The 17,785-nt window shown below is 70.6% G+C and carries 13 protein-coding genes; 1 reads left to right on the plus strand and 12 read right to left on the minus strand.

The window, feature by feature from the left end; translation table 11 throughout:
- Positions 1–61 precede the first annotated feature (61 nt).
- The 8 genes from AB0C22_RS02400 to acs all read right to left on the minus strand — a co-directional run bounded on the left by AB0C22_RS02400 (position 62) and on the right by acs (position 12,779).
- On the minus strand, positions 62–994 hold the full coding sequence (locus tag AB0C22_RS02400) for an alpha/beta hydrolase (RefSeq protein ID WP_357533024.1): 933 nt from the start codon (positions 992–994) through the stop codon (positions 62–64).
- 143 nt (positions 995–1,137) lie between these two features.
- Positions 1,138–1,521, minus strand: coding sequence for a hypothetical protein (locus AB0C22_RS02405; protein ID WP_219465917.1), 384 nt, complete (start codon positions 1,519–1,521; stop codon positions 1,138–1,140).
- Between the two features lie 185 nt (positions 1,522–1,706).
- Positions 1,707–4,100: an immune inhibitor A domain-containing protein gene (locus AB0C22_RS02410; RefSeq protein WP_219470594.1), complete on the minus strand. Its 2,394-nt coding sequence runs from the start codon at positions 4,098–4,100 to the stop codon at positions 1,707–1,709.
- Positions 4,101–4,470: 370 nt separating this feature from the next.
- On the minus strand, positions 4,471–7,266 hold the full coding sequence (locus AB0C22_RS02415; protein ID WP_357533026.1) for an immune inhibitor A domain-containing protein: 2,796 nt from the start codon (positions 7,264–7,266) through the stop codon (positions 4,471–4,473).
- 216 nt (positions 7,267–7,482) lie between these two features.
- Positions 7,483–8,718 carry a hypothetical protein gene (locus tag AB0C22_RS02420; protein WP_357533028.1) on the minus strand — a complete coding sequence of 412 codons (1,236 nt, stop codon included), beginning with the start codon at positions 8,716–8,718 and terminating at the stop codon, positions 7,483–7,485.
- Positions 8,719–8,747: 29 nt separating this feature from the next.
- Positions 8,748–9,662 (minus strand): hypothetical protein, encoded by a 915-nt coding sequence (locus tag AB0C22_RS02425; RefSeq protein WP_357533030.1) that lies wholly within the window; start codon positions 9,660–9,662, stop codon positions 8,748–8,750.
- A gap of 241 nt (positions 9,663–9,903) precedes the next feature.
- Positions 9,904–10,428, minus strand: a complete 525-nt coding sequence (locus AB0C22_RS02430; protein ID WP_357533032.1) for a LuxR C-terminal-related transcriptional regulator — start codon at positions 10,426–10,428, stop codon at positions 9,904–9,906.
- Positions 10,429–10,814: 386 nt separating this feature from the next.
- A complete protein-coding gene (gene acs / locus AB0C22_RS02435; RefSeq protein ID WP_357533034.1) occupies positions 10,815–12,779 on the minus strand; it encodes an acetate--CoA ligase in 1,965 nt (654 codons plus the stop codon).
- 214 nt (positions 12,780–12,993) lie between these two features.
- On the opposite strand from acs, the gene AB0C22_RS02440 reads away from it, so the two are divergent.
- Positions 12,994–13,740, plus strand: a complete 747-nt coding sequence (locus AB0C22_RS02440) for an oxidoreductase (protein ID WP_357022731.1) — start codon at positions 12,994–12,996, stop codon at positions 13,738–13,740.
- Positions 13,741–13,830: 90 nt separating this feature from the next.
- Here the strand turns inward: AB0C22_RS02440 and AB0C22_RS02445 are convergent, their stop codons facing one another.
- From AB0C22_RS02445 to AB0C22_RS02460, 4 genes are all read right to left on the minus strand, one after another.
- Positions 13,831–14,463 (minus strand): TetR/AcrR family transcriptional regulator, encoded by a 633-nt coding sequence (locus AB0C22_RS02445; protein WP_219465926.1) that lies wholly within the window; start codon positions 14,461–14,463, stop codon positions 13,831–13,833.
- A complete protein-coding gene (locus tag AB0C22_RS02450) occupies positions 14,358–15,722 on the minus strand; it encodes a methyltransferase (RefSeq protein WP_357533036.1) in 1,365 nt (454 codons plus the stop codon). The genes AB0C22_RS02445 and AB0C22_RS02450 overlap by 106 nt, the downstream gene beginning before the upstream one ends.
- On the minus strand, positions 15,719–16,612 hold the full coding sequence (locus AB0C22_RS02455; protein ID WP_357533038.1) for a hypothetical protein: 894 nt from the start codon (positions 16,610–16,612) through the stop codon (positions 15,719–15,721). Before AB0C22_RS02455 ends, AB0C22_RS02450 begins: the two co-directional genes overlap by 4 nt.
- A 339-nt stretch (positions 16,613–16,951) precedes the next feature.
- Complete coding sequence (locus tag AB0C22_RS02460) at positions 16,952–17,755, minus strand: HAD-IB family hydrolase (RefSeq protein WP_208565547.1); 804 nt, start codon at positions 17,753–17,755, stop codon at positions 16,952–16,954.
- Positions 17,756–17,785: the final 30 nt, after the last annotated feature.

Genomic DNA, 17,785 nt, shown 5'->3' on the forward strand with positions numbered 1-17,785 from the left:
GCAGCGGGTGGCCGGCGGCGAGGGTGGCCCGCTCACCGTCGTCGCCCGGGTACGGGCGGGGTCAGGACTTGGTCCAGCGCAGGATCTCGCCGAGCACCACGTCCCCGGCCTCCACGTGGGGGAAGTGGCCCACCCCGTCGAGCAGCCGCCACTCGTAGGGGGCGCTGACGTACCGGCCGGAGCCCTGGGCGGTACGCGGCAGGGAGGCGACGTCGGCCGCCCCGTGCAGTTGCAGGGTGGGGGTGACCAGGGGCCTCTGCATCAACCGGACGAAGCGGTAGCCGTGTAGGCGCAGCACCGAGCGGAAGGCCCACCGGTAGCCCTCCAGGGCGCAGAAGGCGGCCTGCGGAATCAGCATCGCCTCCCGGCAGCGTTGCGCGTAACCGTCGAACTCCGGGCCGGCCACCCAGCGGGGTCCACCCCAGCGGTGCAGCATCCGGGTCACCTCGGCGGCGTCGTCCCGGGTGAGCACGTGTTCGTACCGGGGGAGCTGGAACTTCAGCGCCGGCGTGGAGGCGGCGAACTGGCCGCGCGGGTCGGCGAAGATGGCCGCGCGCAGCCGCAGCGGGTGGGGTGCGCCGAGCACCACCAGCCGGCGTACCAGGGTGGGGTGGAACGAGGCGGCCGTCCAGCCGATCAGTCCGCCCGAACCGGCGCCGACCACGGTGGCGGAGCGTTCCCCGAGGGCGCGGATCAGGCCGGCGACGTCGGCGGCGAGGGTGTAGCCGTCGTACCCCCGGGGGGGTTTGTCGCTGGCGCCGTAGCCGCGCAGGTCCACCGCGACGGCCCGGAAGCCGGCGTCGGCGACGGCGGGGAGCATGGTGTGCCAGGCCCACCAGTGCTCGGGGAAGCCGTGCAGGAAGAGCACCATCGGGCCGGTGCCCGCCTCGACGACGTGGAACCGGCTGCCGTTCGCGCCGACGAACCGGTGCGTCCACGGCCCCTCGGTGAGGACGCAGGACTCGTCGACGGGCCCGCCACGCTGCTCGGTCATGGGGCACAGCCTAGGACCTCGGCACCGGTCGATCGCCCCGCCGACCCGGGCGGCGCGGCCGAACCGGCTGAGCGGGCTCAACCGGGGCCGGTCGGATCGGGTGGAATCGGGCCGCCGGCAGTGCTCCGTCGGGCTGAGTGGGCTCAGCGGACCACGTTGATGGCGACGATGCCCACCGGGATGCCGGGACCGCAGGTGGCGGCCGGATCGGCCGGCCCGACGGTGACCAGGACGGTGGTGCCGGTGGCGAAGGTGCCCAGGCCGGTGCCGTGTAGCGCGTACTCCCGGCCGTCGTCGGTGACCAGGCCGTAGCAGGGGCCGTCGCCGCCCCGGCTGATCCGGCCGGCGAGCCGGTCGGCCCGGCGCAGGTCGGTGGGGTGCCGTGGGGGCGCGGCGGGCCGCCGCAGGGCCGGCGGGGTGGCGGAGAGTGGCGTCGGCCGGCCGGCGGGCGGGGCCCCACCCGGGCCGGGGTCCGACGCCCGGGTGTCGGGCGACGGGTCGGTGGTCGGGGTCCGGTCGTCGGTCACGGTGCCTCCGTTCCCGGCGCACCCGACGTGGGTACGCGCACGGCCAGCGTGCCACGTCGTCGGTGGGCCGGCACCCCTCGCTCGGAGCCGGGGCGGCTGACAGCGACCTGCCCGGAACGGGCCGATGCCCGGGCAGGAGACCTGCCCGGGCATCGGGTAAAGCGGATGGTGCGCTGATCAGCGGATCAGGAGAAGCGGACCTTCAGCGAGGTGCCGTTCTGCTCCACAACCTTGATCTTGGTGCCGGTGGCCGGGAGCTTGACGCCGTGGTTCGGCAGCTCCGGGTACCAGTACTGCTTGGTGTCGTCGAACAGCGGCTGCGCGGCCTGACCACGGACGTACTGCGGCACGCTGTTGATGTGCAGCGTGAACGAGTCCGCCTTCTTCAGGCTGAACGGCGCGTCGTACACCTGGACGCGGGCCCGCCAGGGGGCACCGGTCAGGTTGTACAGCGGCTCCGGGTGCGCGTCGATGATCATGTTCCGACCCTCGCCCGGGTGGTCGAAGGTGTCGTTGTCGGCCCACCGGAGGTTCCAGTAGGAGATCAGCAGACCCTCCTGGTACGCGTAGTGGTCCACGTAGTCCGGGCGGGTGTTCGCGTAACCGAAGTAGTACGGGCCGGTCTTGAGGTACTGGTCGTACGACACGTACGACCGGTTGCCCGCGATGTAGTAGTTGTCGAACTTGCGGATGTAGGTCTCGGCCACGACGCTGAACCCGTTCAGGGTCCAGCCGGCGGCACCGGCCTCCGCACCATCGGTGAGCACGGTCTGCCCATCGGCGGTGATGGTGATCGCGTCACCGTAGAAGCCGCCCTCGGAGACACCGCCGTCGGTCTGGTAGCGCAGCCGGAACTGCACCACCTTGCCGGCCGCCGCGTTCATCGGGATGTTGACGTCGACCCACTGGCCGTTGCTGGAGCCGTCCAGGGCGAAGCGCCCGGGAGAGATCTCCTTGAGGGCCTTGCCGTTGGCGGTACCCGGCAGGGTGGACCAGGTCTGGCCACCGTCGGTGCTGGCCTCGAAGAAGAGGTAGTCGTAGTCCGCCTCGATCGAGTAACGACCCTTCATGGTGAGCGCGGCGCTGGTCTTCCCCGTGAGGTCGATCGTCCGCGTCATCGTGGTGTTCAGGTCGTCGTCGTTGCCGGAGAAGAACTGCTTCGTCCCCTCGAACGGCTTGCCGTTCTGGAAGCTGTACTCCCGCTGCGGCAGCACGACCACGGCACCCTGCGCCTTGTCGGAGTTGTACTCCTGCGGGCCCAGGTTGAGGGTCTTCTGCTGGCCGGCCACCACGACCTCGTAGTCGAGCCAGTTGAGCTGGAGCTTGTTCCATGCGCCGAGGTCGCCGCCCCGGTCGCCGATGCCCTGGTCGTTCTTGGCACCGAGCCGGCTCTGGGCCATCAGGGTCCAGTGCTCGTTGTTGTTGTCACCGCTGTTGATGACGTTGTAGTCGTCCGGCAGACCGAGGTCGTGACCGTACTCGTGGTAGAAGACGCTCCGGCCACCGTTCTCCGGCTGGATCGTGTAGTCGCCGATCCAGACGCCCGTGTTGCCGATCTGGGTGCCGCCGCCCGGGAAGGTCGACGGGCCCGTGTTGCCCTGGTCAGAGGCGAAGGCGTACCACCGGTGGCTCCAGATGGCGTCCTCACCCTGGATCGGGTCGCCGTCGGCCTGGTCGCCGCCGGAGTGGACGATCTGGAAGTGGTCGATGTAGCCGTCCGGCTCGTTGAAGTTGCCGTCGCCGTCGTAGTCGTACCGGTCCCACTCGTCCATCGACTTGACGTCGGCGGCGATCTGGGCGTCGGTGCGGCCGGCCGCCTTCTGGTCGGCGACCCACTGGTTGGCGGCGTCCCGGACCAGGTTCCAGGTGTTGTTGCAGACGTTCGAGGCGCAGGGGTAGCCGTTGGAACGGCCGTACCGGGCCTCGTTGTACTTCACCTTGACCCAGTCGGTGACCTCACCGTCGACGCTGTAGCGACCCGAGGACTGGGCCTCGTAGTACTGCTTCAGCGACTCGTCACCCTGACCGGTGCCGAAGTAGATCTTCCGGTAGTAGTCGGCGTTGTAGTCCGGCTGCCAGACGGTGGAGTTGTCCACCGCCCGGTTGGGCGCCGGGATCTCGTTGTGCAGCGGCCCGTCGAACCGGGTCGGGCCGGGGACGGCCGGGGCCGTGTCCTGGTCCGGGTAGCTCGGGTGCCGCTCGTTGCCGAACTCCGCGAGGATGACGAAGATCTTGTCGGTCTTCTCGCGACCCAGTTCGACGTACTGGTCCTGCGTCTGGGCGACGCCCGAAGCCGTCGTCCGGGCGTTGTTCCGCCCCGCAGCCTGGGTCTTGCCAACCTTGACGACCGTGCTGCCGTTGATCTTCTGCGCCTTGACCTTACCCGAGAGGACCTCGCTGAGGCCCTCCTGGCGCAGTGCCCGCCGCTTCGTCTCGAGCGGGTTGGGCAGATCGTGGTCCGCGTTGGCGGGCTCCGCGATCGACGGGGCGGCCGTCGGGAGCTTCGGCGTCGGCGCAGCGCTGGCGGACGTACCCGTCACCAGACCTGTCGCCGTCAGCGAGAGCCCGAGCAGACCCACTGCGACTTTGCGCACGTGGTACCTCCGGTGTGAGGGAACCGACCCAACGGGGGTACGGGCCGGCATGGAACGTCCCACTAGTGGGACCCATGGTGAACATAGACACTGCCGGGACGGGTGGGAAGATGTACGCGTCGATTTGTTGCAAGATTTTGATGAGATCGCTTTTCACCGTCACACACCGCATGTTCATCAACGGTCATGAGCAGCGCGGACGCCTCGGCAGGGAATCGCAGTGATGTATTTCGATTGGATTGCTGCGATGCGTGAAACAGTGGGCCGGCGGCATCTCCGCCACCGGCCCACTGTTCACCAAACGGTCAGTTGCTGACCCTTACCGCCGCATCGTCGGATTTACCCGACGCGGGGTTCAGTACTTCGCCGGAGTGATCCGGACGACCGCGTACGAGTTGTCCGGCGCGGCCGACTCGATCTTGATGGAGACCCCGTTGCGGACCTTCGAGTCCGACGGGTTGCCGGTGCCGAGCACGATCGCCCCACCGCCCAGCGTCACGCCGTAGAACTCGGTGGCCGGCGTGCCGTCCGGGTTCACCACCCGGGTGGTGTACGGCTTGTTGCCCCGCGACGGGACCACCACCGAGGCGTCGTTGTCCCGGGCGTACGGCGCACCGTCGCGCATCTCGATGCCCGGGTACCAGCCCTTGGCGTCGTTGAAGCCCGACACCGGGTGCTGCCGCGGGAACTTCGTGCAGTACGCGCTGTACGGCTCGTCCGCCGCCTCCAGGCACTCGGTGAACGGGTACGTCGGGTTCAGCGAGAACGCCGCGTTCGCCGACTGCGGCCGGCTCGGCAGGTTGTCCAGCACCGACGGGTCCTTCGCCGCCGCCTCACCGGTACGCCGCAGCGGATCGTAGTGCGAGTCCACGATCAGCAGTCCGCCCTTGGCCCCGTAGCTGGGCAGCGCGGTCATCTGCCCGGTGACGTGGTTGACGTCGCCCAGCATCGTGTCCCGGTACCAGACCAGCATCCCCGGCGCGTTGTACGAGATCCGGTCCACCTTCCACGCCTCGTGCGAGTAGATGGTGTCGTAGGCGTACTTCAGGCCCATGTCGAAGCCGTCGAAGTTGCGCCACTCGGCCAGGTAGTACTGCGCCTTGACCTGGGTGCCCGGGTCGATGTGCCAGCCCACGCCGGTGGTGTCGGTGAAGGTGCCACCGGTCAGCGTCCAGCCGTTCGTGCCGCCCTCGACGTCGTCGCTGAACGTGGTGGCCCCACCGCCGGTGACCGAGAGGTCGTCGGCGAACCAGCCCCGCTCCTGGAACGCCTCGTCGGTGGCGTACCGCAGCCGCACCTGTACGGTCGTGCCGGCGTACGCCGACAGGTCGATCCAGTCGTGCCGCCAGCCGTCGGTGCTGCCGGTCAGGCCGTACTTCTTGTTGCCGAAGTCGACCATGCGGCCGTTCGGGTCGGCGTACCCGTCGTTCGTGGAGACCAGCGCACCGGCCGCGTCGTAGACCTTCTGCTCGGCCCAGGTGGCTCCGCCGTCGGTGGAGACCTCGACGAAGCCGTAGTCCCAGTCCTCCTCGATGACGTAGTTGTTCCACATCCAGAACTTCGCGTCGGTGGCGGCCGGGACGGCCACCTGCCGGCTGAGCTTGACGTCCGCCCAGGCCTGGTCGGAGCCGCTGTACCACATCCCGGTGCCGCTGTGCGGCTGGGCGAGGGTGACCACCTTGTCCGGCAGGTCGATCTTGATGCCGTCCTGGGTGCCCACCGGGGTCCGCGAGGTCTGCCCGAGCGACGCCGTACGGGTCCGCGTGCCGGGGGCGATGGTGAGCGGATCGGCCCAGCCCAGCACCCACTTGTCCCAGATGCCCATGTGCGTCGGCAGAGCCTGGAAGATCTCACCGGTGTGCGAGCCGGACGCCATCAGGTCCCAGAAGTCGACGTCCGAGTCGGCGTTGCCCGAGGTGTCGTAGAGGTCCGGCAGGCCCAGGTCGTGACCGAACTCGTGGGCGAAGACGCCGACCCCGGCGTCCTCCGGCTGCACGATGTAGTTGGACGCCTTCAGGTTCGTGCCGGGGATGGTGTAGCCACCGGCGACCGTGGAGGAGTGCGCCCAGACCGCGTACACGCCCTGGTCGCCGCCGCCACGGGACTTGCCCTGACCGGCGTGCACCAGCACCAGGTGGTCGATCACGCCGTCCGGCTCGTTGACGTTGCCGTCGCCGTCGCGGTCGCCCTGGTCCTCGATGTCGTAGTCGGCCCAGGGGAAGTTCGGGTCGGCCGCAGCCAGCGCGTCGATCGCGTCGGTGGCGAGCCGCCCCGCGCCCTGCGGGTTGTCCGGGTGGCCGTTCATCGCCTGCTGCCGACCGGCGACCCAGGCGCCCGTCTCGTCCTGGAAGCAGCGCGAGGCCGCGTACCAGCCCTCCGAGTGCGGCACGGTGATCCACGGGCTGGCCTGCCCGTCCACCGTGTACGCGCCCTTGGACATCTCCAGGTACATGTTGTGCATGGTGCGGCCGGACAGGTCGATGCCCTTCTTGCCGTCCGGTCCCTTGAGGTCCTTACGGACCCGCTCGGTGATGCCCTGCTTGGTGTAGAGCATCTTGTCGAAGTGGGCGGGCGAGAAGTCCGGCACCCACATCGAGTTGTTGTCCTCGTGCGGCAGGGTCGCCGGGTTGGGGATGTTGTTGTGCTTCGGTCCGTTCTGGACGGTGCCGGGCACGCAGGTGCGGTCCTCGAAGACCGTCTTGGGGACCATCACCCCGGTGAAGTCGTCGTTGGCCTGGTCGTTGAACTCCACCAGCAGGGTGAGCAGCTTGGCCGTCTGGGTGCTCTTGGCCTTCTTGAACGCGCGCGGGCTCTGCCCGGTGCGGATCGCCCGCGCCTCGTTGCGGGCCAGTTCCCGGGCGGCCAGCGGGTTGCCGCCGGCGAACTTGCGGTCGTAGGCGCGGGCCTCGTCCGCCGCCGGGGTGCGGATCCCGTCGGCGCCGCGCACCTCCTTACCCGCGGTGTCCGGCTGCACCTCCGGCTCGGCGTAGTTGAGGTAGTGCTCGTCGGCCCCGATCCGGGTCGGTGTGGCCGGCCCGGCGGGCTGGGCCGCCGCACTGCCGGTCACGGTCAGTGACGCGGCGACGAGGGCGAGGGTGGGCAACGCGACGAGTAGGCGTCGGCGTGCGCCGGTTGGCGGGACAATGTTCATGCCGCTCCAAGTCATGAGGGCGTGAGGGCGAAGGAGCGCCTGACCTGAAAGGCCGGCGCTCATGAGAGGCAAAATAAGCATATTCATCAATACCTGGCAAGGGGCTCGACCGTTCTCCGTCCGCCCAGCCACCGGGGCCGGACCGATCAGCCGGTTCCGGTTGTTCCCACCCGCCACACCGGACACGCCGACGGCCCGTCCGGTGTGGCGGAACAGTCAGCCGTCGGTGGCCGCCAGTCTGGCCACCGTGAGGGAGTTCTGGTCCGGCTTCTGCGGCTCCGCGCCGAGCTTCGACCAGGCGACGTAGTCACCTGCGGCGAACACGAGGCTCAACCCGGGCGCTTCGCCGAGCCGCCAGAGCCGCTGCGTCCTGACGTCCAGGGCGTACTGGCCGGCATCGCCACCGCCGCTGCCGTTGCTCCAGCAGACGTAGCGCGGGGAGGAGCTCAGCGTCATGGAGGTGCCGTCGTCACCGAGTGTGACCTCGGTGGCGTCTCCGGTGGCGGTGTCCAGGACGAACAGCGACGCGTTCGGCTCCGGTGCCGGGGCCGATACGATCCAGGCAACCCGACCGGGCTCCGCTGTCAGGGCGGTGACCTGCTGTTCCTTTGTCAGCGGGCCCGTGGTGAGCAGGTCGTCCCGGCCACCGGTCACCTTGCGGATCTCGTACCGGTCCGCCGGGAAGCCGGGGGACACGTCCGCTGAGCGCACGTAGTAGAGGTCGCTGCCCGCGGCAGCGGGGAGCTTCGCGCGTTCGGCCACCACCTCCGCCGCCCGGCTCCCGGTGACGGACCTGCCCAGGACCTGGGCACCGAACTCGGGTTGACCGGTGGTGGGGACGGCCGTGGTCCAGTAGACCCGGTCGGTGCCCACCGAGAGCATCGACGAACCGGGTGGGATGGGCATCTTCCTGCCCTTGGCGACGGCTGCGGAATCGCCAAGCAGCACCGTCCGGCCAGCAGCTCGGTCGAAGCCGTAGACCCGCCAGTCCATCTGGTACATGTCGGTGCTGGTCGTCTCGAGCCAGGCCACGGTCCGCTCGTCGGCGTCCCCGTAGATGGCCTGACGGGCCGCGCCGTGCGGGGCGGGGGACATGCCGCGCACTCGGCTGCCTGCGTAGAGCCCCACCTGGCTCTGGCCGATGACCACCTCGCCGCTGCGGGTGGTGGCGGCCGGGTTGGCCGCGGTGATCATCTGCCCGTCCGGCGTCAGGCCCAGGTGGTTGAGGGTACGCCCGGGCGCCGTCGTGCCGCTCAGGCTGAAGCTGACCCGGAACTCGCGGCCCGGTACGGCGTCGACCGCGTCGGTCGTGGCGTACCGGGACCGGACCCGGAAGGAGGCCCCAGGGCTGCTGGCGGAGCCGCTCGCCGAGATGCTGGGGGCGGGCGCGTCCCGGTGTCCGGGCGAGCCCACCCCCTGCTCGTCGTCGCAGCCACCGACAGCGAGGAGCAACAGCGCCACTGTCAGTGTTCGTCGCACGGTCAGTACACGATCCCGTTGGACTGGAGGAAGCGGGTTGCGAAGCTCGAGGTGCTGTAGCTGAACGACGGCTTCGTGGCGGACCACACTGTGGTCGCCGGGTCGGCCCAGCTTGAGGTCTGACCGGACGCAGTGTAGCCGAATCCGACGATCCAGTGACCGATCGTCTTGTTGGTCGGGTGTCCGTTGTAGTGCGATCCGCCGGCGAACTCCACGGTGTCGGCCCCGATCGGCATGCCGTTACCGCCGATGCTGTGGGCGAAGACGGCGACCAGCAGCGAACCACTGGGCTTGGGAACCTGCACGTACCAGTTGAAGCCGCGCCAGCGGTTGATGCCGGTGGCGAATCGCTTGCTGGTCCAGGTGGTGGCCCCGTTCGCCTCGGTGGCCATGTGCGAGCTGGTGGCCAGGTTGGGCTGGGAGAGGCTGGCCCCGTTGTACTTGCTCTTGAACCCGGTCCCGTGCAGGTAACGGAGGATCATGTAACCCGAGGCTGGGCCGCAGTAGTATCCCTTGCTCTGGCCGGTCTGGCTCAGACCCAGGATGCGGCTGCTGGCCGCTGTGGTGCGCAGACCGGCACCGTCTCCCGGATCGACGTAGCCGGAGTCGCCGTACTGGGCGACGTAGTCCGCTTCGAGCATGTTGAGCTGGGTCGGATCGGCCCCTTGGAAGTTGACCGCGTAGTACTCCTGGGACAGCTGGATCTTGAGGGACGTCTGGGTGTCCGTCGGCTGCTCGATCGAGGGATCGGTGACGTCACCGCCGGTGAAGTTGCCTTCGATGCCGTTGTACGGCTGGTCGGGGTCGATCACCTCGGCCAGTGCCGAGGTGGGGGCGGTGAGCGCGACGGCGCACCCGATCATCAGGGCGGCGAAACCGCCGGCAGCGCGCCGGTAGCTCGTCATCGCTGTCTTCAAGTGATCCTCCACAATGCGGGTAGGGTGAACCGCCCGGCCTTTCCGGCGGTTCACAGAATCGATTCGGTGCGGCTGGGTCGAATCGTAATAACGGTGCGACGGATCCGCCTGTCCCGCATTCTGGGGACAGGAGCGCCTTGGTGGTGGTAAAGCGGTCCAACGACTACCGCGTCGAGCGAAGAACCGCGTTCACCACGGCGAAAACAACGTCACGAATCGGTACGCGGAAAGGCGTACCGCCTCAGGGCTGAGGAGCGAGCGCCGCCCGGGTGAGGAACGCCTTGTTGCCGTGTCCGAGTTTCGCCTTGAGCCGCTTGACGTAGGTGTTGACGGTGTGCACGCTCACCCGCAGTCGAGCTGCCGTCTGGTTGTGGGTGAGCCCGTTGGCGATGCAGTCGAGAACCTCACGTTCCCGCTGGGAGAGTCGTTGTCGGCCAGGACCGGGGTCGCGCTGCCCGGTGCCCGGCGTGGGCTGGTCGACGGGTGTCGGGACGGTGTCGGCCGGTCCACGCCCGGCCAGCATGGTCACCAGGTCGTGGACACCGTCCTGCTCGTCCGGTGCCGCGCCGGTGACCAGCAGGAGGCAGTGCCCGGCGGGCAGACTCCTCGCTGCGTCAGCCTGGGCCCCGGCGGAGCCGCTGCGCGGCAACTCGCCCGGGTCGGTGGCCGGTGCCGGCTGGGTGACGGTCAGACCGGCCGAGCCGAGCAGGTCGCCGACGACACGCCGGAAAGCCGGATCGCCGCCGAGAACTGAGATTTGAATCATCGGTCGTCCTCTGAATAGGAACACGGCAGCTCGATCCGACGGTCGGTATTCACCGTCGGATCGAACTCGATCGAAAGAACGCGGAACGGGATCTCGTTCGGCGCTTCTGTCGCTATTGCTGCAACCTGCAGCCGGCCTGGTGTTCCGGAGGACGTTCAGTCTCTGATCGAAAATGCCACATCGATGCCATCACCCCCGTGTAGGCAAACTTTCCAATAGCTCGGTCAGGTGCTCGACGGTCTTGCACAATCTCGTACCTTGACGGTGACGATTGTCGCACGGGCGGTTCCCCGTGCGCTGCCCCGTCCGAGCGCGCAGCCAGGCGTAGAAACGGCGGTGGGTGCCGGTCCGCGCGGACCGGCACCCACCGACGGGTAGGGCTGTGGTCAGTCCTCGTCGGACTTCCCGCCACTGAGCCCGGAGGAGATCAGCTCCATCACCGAGGAATCCTGGAGCGTGGTGACGTCACCGAGCGAACGGTTCTCCGCCACGTCCCGCAGCAACCGGCGCATGATCTTGCCGGAGCGGGTCTTCGGCAGCTCCGGCACCAGCATGATCTGCCGGGGCTTGGCGATCGGGCCCAGCGTCTTGGCCACGTGGTTGCGCAGCTCGGTGATCAGCCGCTCGCCCGCCTCACCCGAGATGTCGGTGGTGCCGCGCGGAATGGCGAACGCGACGATCGCCTGCCCGGTGGTCGGGTCGGTCGCGCCGACCACCGCCGCCTCGGCCACCGACGGGTGCGACACCAGCGCCGACTCGACCTCGGTGGTGGAGATGTTGTGCCCGGACACCAGCATCACGTCGTCGACCCGGCCGAGCAGCCAGATGTGCCCGTCGTCGTCCTTCTTGGCCCCGTCACCGGCGAAGTACATCCCCTCGAACCGGGACCAGTACGTCTCGACGAACCGGTTGTCGTCACCCCAGATGGTGCGCAGCATCGACGGCCACGGCTCGCGCAGCACCAGGTAGCCACCGCCACCGTTGGGCACCGACTGGCCCTGGTCGTCCACCACGTCGGCGACGACGCCGGGCAGCGGGGTCATCGCCGAGCCCGGCTTGGTCGCGGTCACCCCGGGCAGCGGGGAGATCATGATCGCGCCGGTCTCGGTCTGCCACCAGGTGTCCACGATCGGCAGCTCACCCCGACCGACGTGCTGGCGGTACCACATCCACGCCTCCGGGTTGATCGGCTCGCCGACGCTGCCCAGCAGGCGCAGCGACGACAGGTCGAAGCCCGCCGGGATGTCGTCGCCCCACTTCATCATGGTGCGGATCAGCGTCGGCGCGGTGTAGAGGATGCTGACCTTGTACTTGTCGACGATCTCCCAGAACCGGCCCTTGTGCGGGGTGTCCGGGGTGCCCTCGTACATCACCTGGGTGGCGCCGTTGGCCAGCGGCCCGTACACGATGTAGGAGTGCCCGGTGACCCAGCCGATGTCGGCGGTGCACCAGTAGACGTCGGTCGCAGGCTTCAGGTCGAACACCGCGTGCGCCGTCCACGCGGCCTGGGTGAGGTAACCGCCGGTGGTGTGCAGGATGCCCTTCGGGCGGGCGGTGGTGCCGCTGGTGTAGAGGATGAACAGCGGGTGCTCGGCGTCGAACGGCTGCGCGACGTGCTCCGCCGACGCCTGCTCCACCGCCTCGTGCCACCAGTGGTCCTTCGCCGACCAGGCGACCTCCTCGCCGGTGCGCCGGACCACCAGCACGTGCTCGATCGACGGACAGTTCGCCACCGCCTCGTCCACGGTCGGCTTCAACGCCGACGGCTTGCCCCGTCGGTAGCCGCCGTCGGCGGTGATCACCACCTTGGCGCTGGCGTCGGAGATGCGGTTGCTCAGCGCGTCGGCGGAGAAACCGCCGAAGACCACACTGTGGGTCGCGCCGATCCGGGCGCAGGCCAGCATCGCCACCGCCGCCTCGGGGATCATCGGCAGGTAGATCGCCACCCGGTCACCGGCGACCACCCCCAGGTCGGTCAGCGCGTTCGCCGCCTGGCAGGTCAGCCGGTGCAGGTCGGCGTAGGTGAGGGTGCGGGTGTCGCCCGGCTCGCCCTCCCAGTGGATCGCCACCCGGTCGCCGTTGCCGGCCTCCACGTGCCGGTCCAGGCAGTTGTACGCCACGTTGAGCTGACCGCCGACGAACCACTTCGCGAACGGCGGGTTCGACCAGTCGAGCACCTCGTCCCACGGCCTGGCCCAGGCCAACCGGCCGGCCTGCCGCTCCCAGAAGGCGAGCCGGTCCGCGCCGGCCTCGTCGTACGCGTCGGCGGTGACGTTGGCCTGGGCGGCGAGTGCGGCCGGCGGCGGGAACTGGCGCGTCTCGTTCAGCAGGTTGGCCAAGGCCTCGCTCATGCGGTGACTCCTTCGTCGGGTGACCTGCGTCTCTACCCGGCCGAGGTTAGTCCGGGCAGCTCGGGACCGCGACACCCCCGGTGCCGGCCGGCGCGCTCAGCGGCCGTCCCGGCGCGCTCGACGGCCCACCCGTCCCGACCTGATCAGGATCGGACTCGACGGGCCGGCGGCGGGTGGCGTCCGGCCGGAGTCACCCGGTCGCTAGCGTGGCGGAGTGACCACCGACCCGCTCGCGCCCCTGCTCGCGCTCGCCGACATCGCCCCCGCCGTCGAGCGGGCCCGCGAGCGGGTCGACCAGGCGATGCGGCACCGCGCGCTGCGCCGCCACGGTGGCCAGGTCGTGGCCGAGGTCGGCCTGCGCTGCGCGGTGGCCAGCGCCGCCCTGGAGGGGTACGACCACGAGCGCGAGGCGGTCCGCGCCGGCACCGTCACCGAACCGGTGCTCCAGGGGGCGCTACGGGTGGCCGGGGCGCTGCCCGGGTTGACCGAGCTGTGGCCGAAGGCCCCCCGGCAGGCGCTGGCCCGGCTGCACGTGCTCGCCGCCCGGGACGTGGTCGCCGAGGCAGAGCTGGGGCGTCCGGTCGCCGACCCGGTGGTGGCCGCCCGGCTCGACGGGCTGGCCGGGCTGGTCGCCGGCGGGACGACGGTCTCCCCGCTGGTCCTCGCCGCCGTGGTGCACGGCGAGCTGCTCAACCTGCGGCCCTTCGCCGGCCCGTCCGGGGTGGTCGCCCGCGCCGCCGCCCGGTTGGTGCTGATGTCCCGGGGGTTCGACCCGCGTGGCCTGGTCGCCGTCGACGTCGGCCACCGGGAGCGGGAGCCGGAGTACGTCGGGGCGGCCGGGGCCTTCGCCACCGGCACCCCGGACGGCCTGCGTTCCTGGCTGCGGCACTACCTGAGCGCGGTCGAGGTGGGCGCCGACCAGCTCACCGCCGTCGGCGACGAGATCATCGCCGCCGCCTGACCCGGTGGCTGTCCGCGCGCCCCACCCGACCGCCGCCGCCTGACCCGGTGGCCGCCCGCGCGCCCCACCGGAGCGGTGCCGGGTGCGCGGTCAGTCCCGGCGGGCGGCCCGGTTCACCCGGGAGCGCAGCGCCCGCCGGGCGACCGGTCCGAGGTCGTCGACGATCTCGATGAGCACGGCGAGCTGGTCGAGTGCCGACATCGCCTGCCGCACGCCCGCCCGGTCCACCCCGTCATAGAGTTCCAGCCCGACGAACGCGGCGCAGACGGCCCGGGACAGGCCGGGCACGTCGGCGATCTCGGCGAAGGGTGACCCGGCGAGCAGCCGGCGCAGCACCGACTCGATCTCGTCCACCCAGAGTTGGAGCGCGGCGGCGGTGGGCGCGGCGAGCCGCTCGTCGGTCTGTGCCCCGGCCAGCATCTGGGCCAGGAAGGAGACGTTGCCCAGCTCGCGTTCCTGCTCGTGCAGCTCCTGCCCGACGGTGAGCAGTTCCCGCAGCGAGCCCACCCCGGCCAGCCGGGCCGACCAGTGCGCGAGCCGGTCGGCCGTGCTGGCCCGGCAGGCCGCCGTCAGCAGGTCGTCGACCGTGCCGAAGTGGTAGAAGACCAGCGCCTGGTTCACCCCGGCGGCGGCGGCGATGGTGCGGGCGGACACACCGGCGATGCCGTGCGTACGGATGGCGGTGATGGCGCCGTCCAGGAGGCGCTGCTTGGTGCCGGACATCGTCCTCCTCGTGGGCCCGCCGGATGCGGCGGTGTGATCATCGCATCGGTCACCAGCTGCGCCAGCCAACCGACGCCGGGCAACCGCAGGATCCAGCCGACCACCGCCCACCCGAGGTGCAGGTGCCCGAGGGCGCGGGCGACGGCGGCCACCCCCCGTTCCGACCGACCGCCGCCGTCGGTGTACTCCGCCCGCCACAGCACCCCGTCGGCTTCGGCGGCGGGGCGGACCAGCAGACCCACCGGGCGGCGACGGGCGACGAACCGCCAGGTCGCGGCGCACGGACCGCAGTCGTCGTCGAGGAACAGCACCGCCGCCGGCCCCACGTGGTACGGCCGCCAACGCGGCCACCAGTCCCGGATCTGCCGCCGGTACGCGTGCCACGCCCCGCCGTGCCGGTCGGCCAGGTCGTGTTCCTCGTGCGGTCTGGCCACCGCCACGCTGAAGGCGACCGCCACCACCGCTGCCAGCACCAGCGCGCAACTGCGGGTGAGCGCGGCGGTGAGCAGCACCAGGGCCACGGCGCAGGTCTGCATCGGATTGGCCATATAGGCGTACGGCCCGGTGGTGACCAGCCGTACGGGCGGGTCCCACGGGTACGGCGTGCCGCCACCGTGGGTGACGAACTCGCGGACCGCGGCGAGCGCCGGGGCGGCCAGCACCAGCGCCACCTGGGCGAGGAGCAGCAGGACGGGCCGGGGTAGTTCGGTCACCGTCGTCCATGACCCGTCGCCGACCTCGAAGGCCAGGCTGGGGACGAACCACAGCAGCAGGGCGGTGAAGACCCCGACCTGGAGCAGCGTGCGCGCCGTCAGGTGTCGCCGGTCGGCACACCAGCGGCCGAGCAGTTGCGCCGGCAGGGCCACCACGAGCAGCCCGACCAGCTCGCCGACCAGCCAGTGCGGGCCGAGCCGGACCAGCGGGTGCAGCGCGGGCATGGCCACCGCGTCGATCCAGAGCAGCAGGCCCAGCGCCACCGGCAACGGGAGGCTCCGGCGCAGCAGCACGGGCAGTGGACCCCAGAGCACGGCCCAGCCGATCCACAGGTCGACCGGCATCCCCCGGTAGCTCCCCCGCACCGGGGCGAACGTGTACCAGCCGGTGCGCCGGGCCACCTCGTCGAGGGCGGCGATGCCGATGCCGGCGGCGAGGAAGGCCAGCAGCGCCGCCGCCCGACCGGCGCGGCTCCGGTCGACCCGGGCGGCGGCGAGGAAGGCCAGCAGCGGCACCGCGAGGCTGAGGTAGCGGGCGGCGATCATCGCAGCGTCATCATGTCCAGCAGGTGTCCCGTGCCCGCACCGAGCAGGACCTGCTGGATCGGCCCGAAGTACCAGGAGGGGTCGAGCCCCCGGGTGTAGTCCACCCGGATGCGCACCTCGGTGTGCCGCTCGTCGACGGCCCGCCAGCTCACCTCGGCGTGCCGCCAACTGAACCAGCGCGCGGTGATCGAGCTGTCCTCGACGAACCGGAACCCGACCCGCTGCACCCCCACCATCTCCACCTCGGCGAGCAGGTGACCGCCGGGGCCGTGGGCGCTGCCGTGGTAGCCGAACATCCACCTGTCGCCCGGGTCGAGCCCGTCCCCGCCCACCTGGCCGGGCGTGGGCACCCCGAGCAGCCGCAGCGGCACCGACCGGACCGGTACGGGCCGGGGGCCGGCGGCGAGCCGGGCGGCCACCTGGTCGGCCGGCAGGGTCACCACCCGGACCACCTCGACGGACTGGTCGGGTGCGATCCGGGGTGCCGGTCCGCTGCCCTCCAATCCCGGCAGGAGCAGCAACGGCACCGCGATGACGGCGTACGTACGGGAGGCGTCGCGCAGTGCGCGGATCAGGGCGGTGGTCCCGTGGGACACCGCGTAGACCAGGGGGGCGGCGAGGATCACGCAGATCGCCCCCTCGTGCAGCGCGACCGCCGCCAGCAGCAGGGCGACCGTGGTGATCACGAAGACCCGGCCGTGTGCGGTGCGACCGGGCAGCAGGGCGAGTGCGGCGGCGAGGGCCGTCGGGAGCACCACGAACAGCAGGGCGCTGTCAGCCCGCCCGTCGAGCACGGTGGCGACGAACACCATCATGCCGAAAGCCAAGATCACGCCAGCGAGCACCCAGTTCGCGGCGGTCCGGCGGGGCGGTCGATCCTGCTCGTTCATTGCTACCTCCCGGTTTTGAGCACCTGCTCAAAACCGAGCATAGGCTTATTTGAGCGATCGCTCAATCGGGGGTACGCGGGGAGAGTGCTGCGTGGTGGGGTGCCGCTCGTCACTTCGGGTGCGGGTGCCGCATAGCGGTTCCGGCACCCACCCCGCGGGCGGTGCGGTCAGCGACAGTGGGTGCGGTTGCGGCGGTGGGGCCGGCCGGCGTGCCTCGACGGCCCGTCCGGGCGGTCGGGTGGCCCGGGTCGGTCAGGTGGTTCAGGCGGCCCGGGTCGGTCAGGTGGTTCAGGTGGCCCGGATCGTCAGGTCGCCCGGGTAGTCAGGCGGCCCGGGTAGTCAGGCGGCCTGTACAGCGCGGGTGCGGCGGTGTCGGCCGTACCAGGCGATGCCGATCGCCACCCCCACGCCGACGCCGAGCGCCGCCGCGGCCACCGGGACCGCCGGGCGCTCCCGCAGCCGCCGGCCCAGCGGGATCGGATGCCGGAACTCCAGCACCGGCCAGGCGTTCTCCACCGCGAGCCGGCGCAACGCCCGGTCCGGATTGACCACGCTCGGATGACCCACGCACTCCAACAACGGCCGGTCACTGTACGAGTCGGAATAGGCGTACGAGTCGGCCAGGTCGTACCCCCGGGCGGCGGCCAACTCGGTGACCGCCTCGACCTTGCTCGGACCGGCCGCGTAGAACTCCACCTCACCGCTGTAGCGGCCGTCCTGCACGCTCATCCGGGTGGCGATCACGTCGGTCACCCCGAGCAACGCGCCGATCGGCCGGACCATCTCCTCGCCCGATGCGGAGACCAGCACGACGTCCCGCCCGGCAGCCTGGTGCTCCTCGATCAGCACGGCGGCCTCGGCGTACACGTAGGGGTTGATCAGCTCGTGGAGGGTCTCCGCGACGATCTGACGGACCTGCTCCACCCGCCAGCCCTTGCAGAGCGCGGCGAGATAATCCCTGGTCCTGGCCATGGTCTGCTCGTCGGTGCCGCCCAGCCGGAACATCAGCTGCGCGTACGCCGACTTCACGACGTCCCGTCGTGTGATCAGCCCGTCCCGGTAGAACGGCCGACCGAATGCCAAGGCGCTCGACTTGGCGATGACGGTCTTGTCCAGATCGAAAAAAGCGGCACTTCGGCCCACGGCGCGCAAGTCTAGTCCGACGATGCGGGG

It is taken from the genome of Micromonospora sp. NPDC048894, from assembly GCF_040649765.1.
Classification (GTDB): domain Bacteria; phylum Actinomycetota; class Actinomycetes; order Mycobacteriales; family Micromonosporaceae; genus Micromonospora; species Micromonospora antibiotica.

What these genes read in the sequence shown, in the direction of transcription:
- AB0C22_RS02400 (WP_357533024.1), bottom strand. Translation starts at nt 994, where the DNA reads ATGACCGAGCAGCGTGGCGGGCCCGTCGACGAGTCCTGCGTCCTCACC.
- AB0C22_RS02415 (WP_357533026.1), bottom strand. Translation starts at nt 7,266, where the DNA reads ATGAACATTGTCCCGCCAACCGGCGCACGCCGACGCCTACTCGTCGCG.
- AB0C22_RS02430 (WP_357533032.1), bottom strand. Translation starts at nt 10,428, where the DNA reads ATGATTCAAATCTCAGTTCTCGGCGGCGATCCGGCTTTCCGGCGTGTC.
- acs (WP_357533034.1), bottom strand. Translation starts at nt 12,779, where the DNA reads ATGAGCGAGGCCTTGGCCAACCTGCTGAACGAGACGCGCCAGTTCCCG.
- AB0C22_RS02445 (WP_219465926.1), bottom strand. Translation starts at nt 14,463, where the DNA reads ATGTCCGGCACCAAGCAGCGCCTCCTGGACGGCGCCATCACCGCCATC.
- AB0C22_RS02450 (WP_357533036.1), bottom strand. Translation starts at nt 15,722, where the DNA reads ATGATCGCCGCCCGCTACCTCAGCCTCGCGGTGCCGCTGCTGGCCTTC.
- AB0C22_RS02455 (WP_357533038.1), bottom strand. Translation starts at nt 16,612, where the DNA reads ATGAACGAGCAGGATCGACCGCCCCGCCGGACCGCCGCGAACTGGGTG.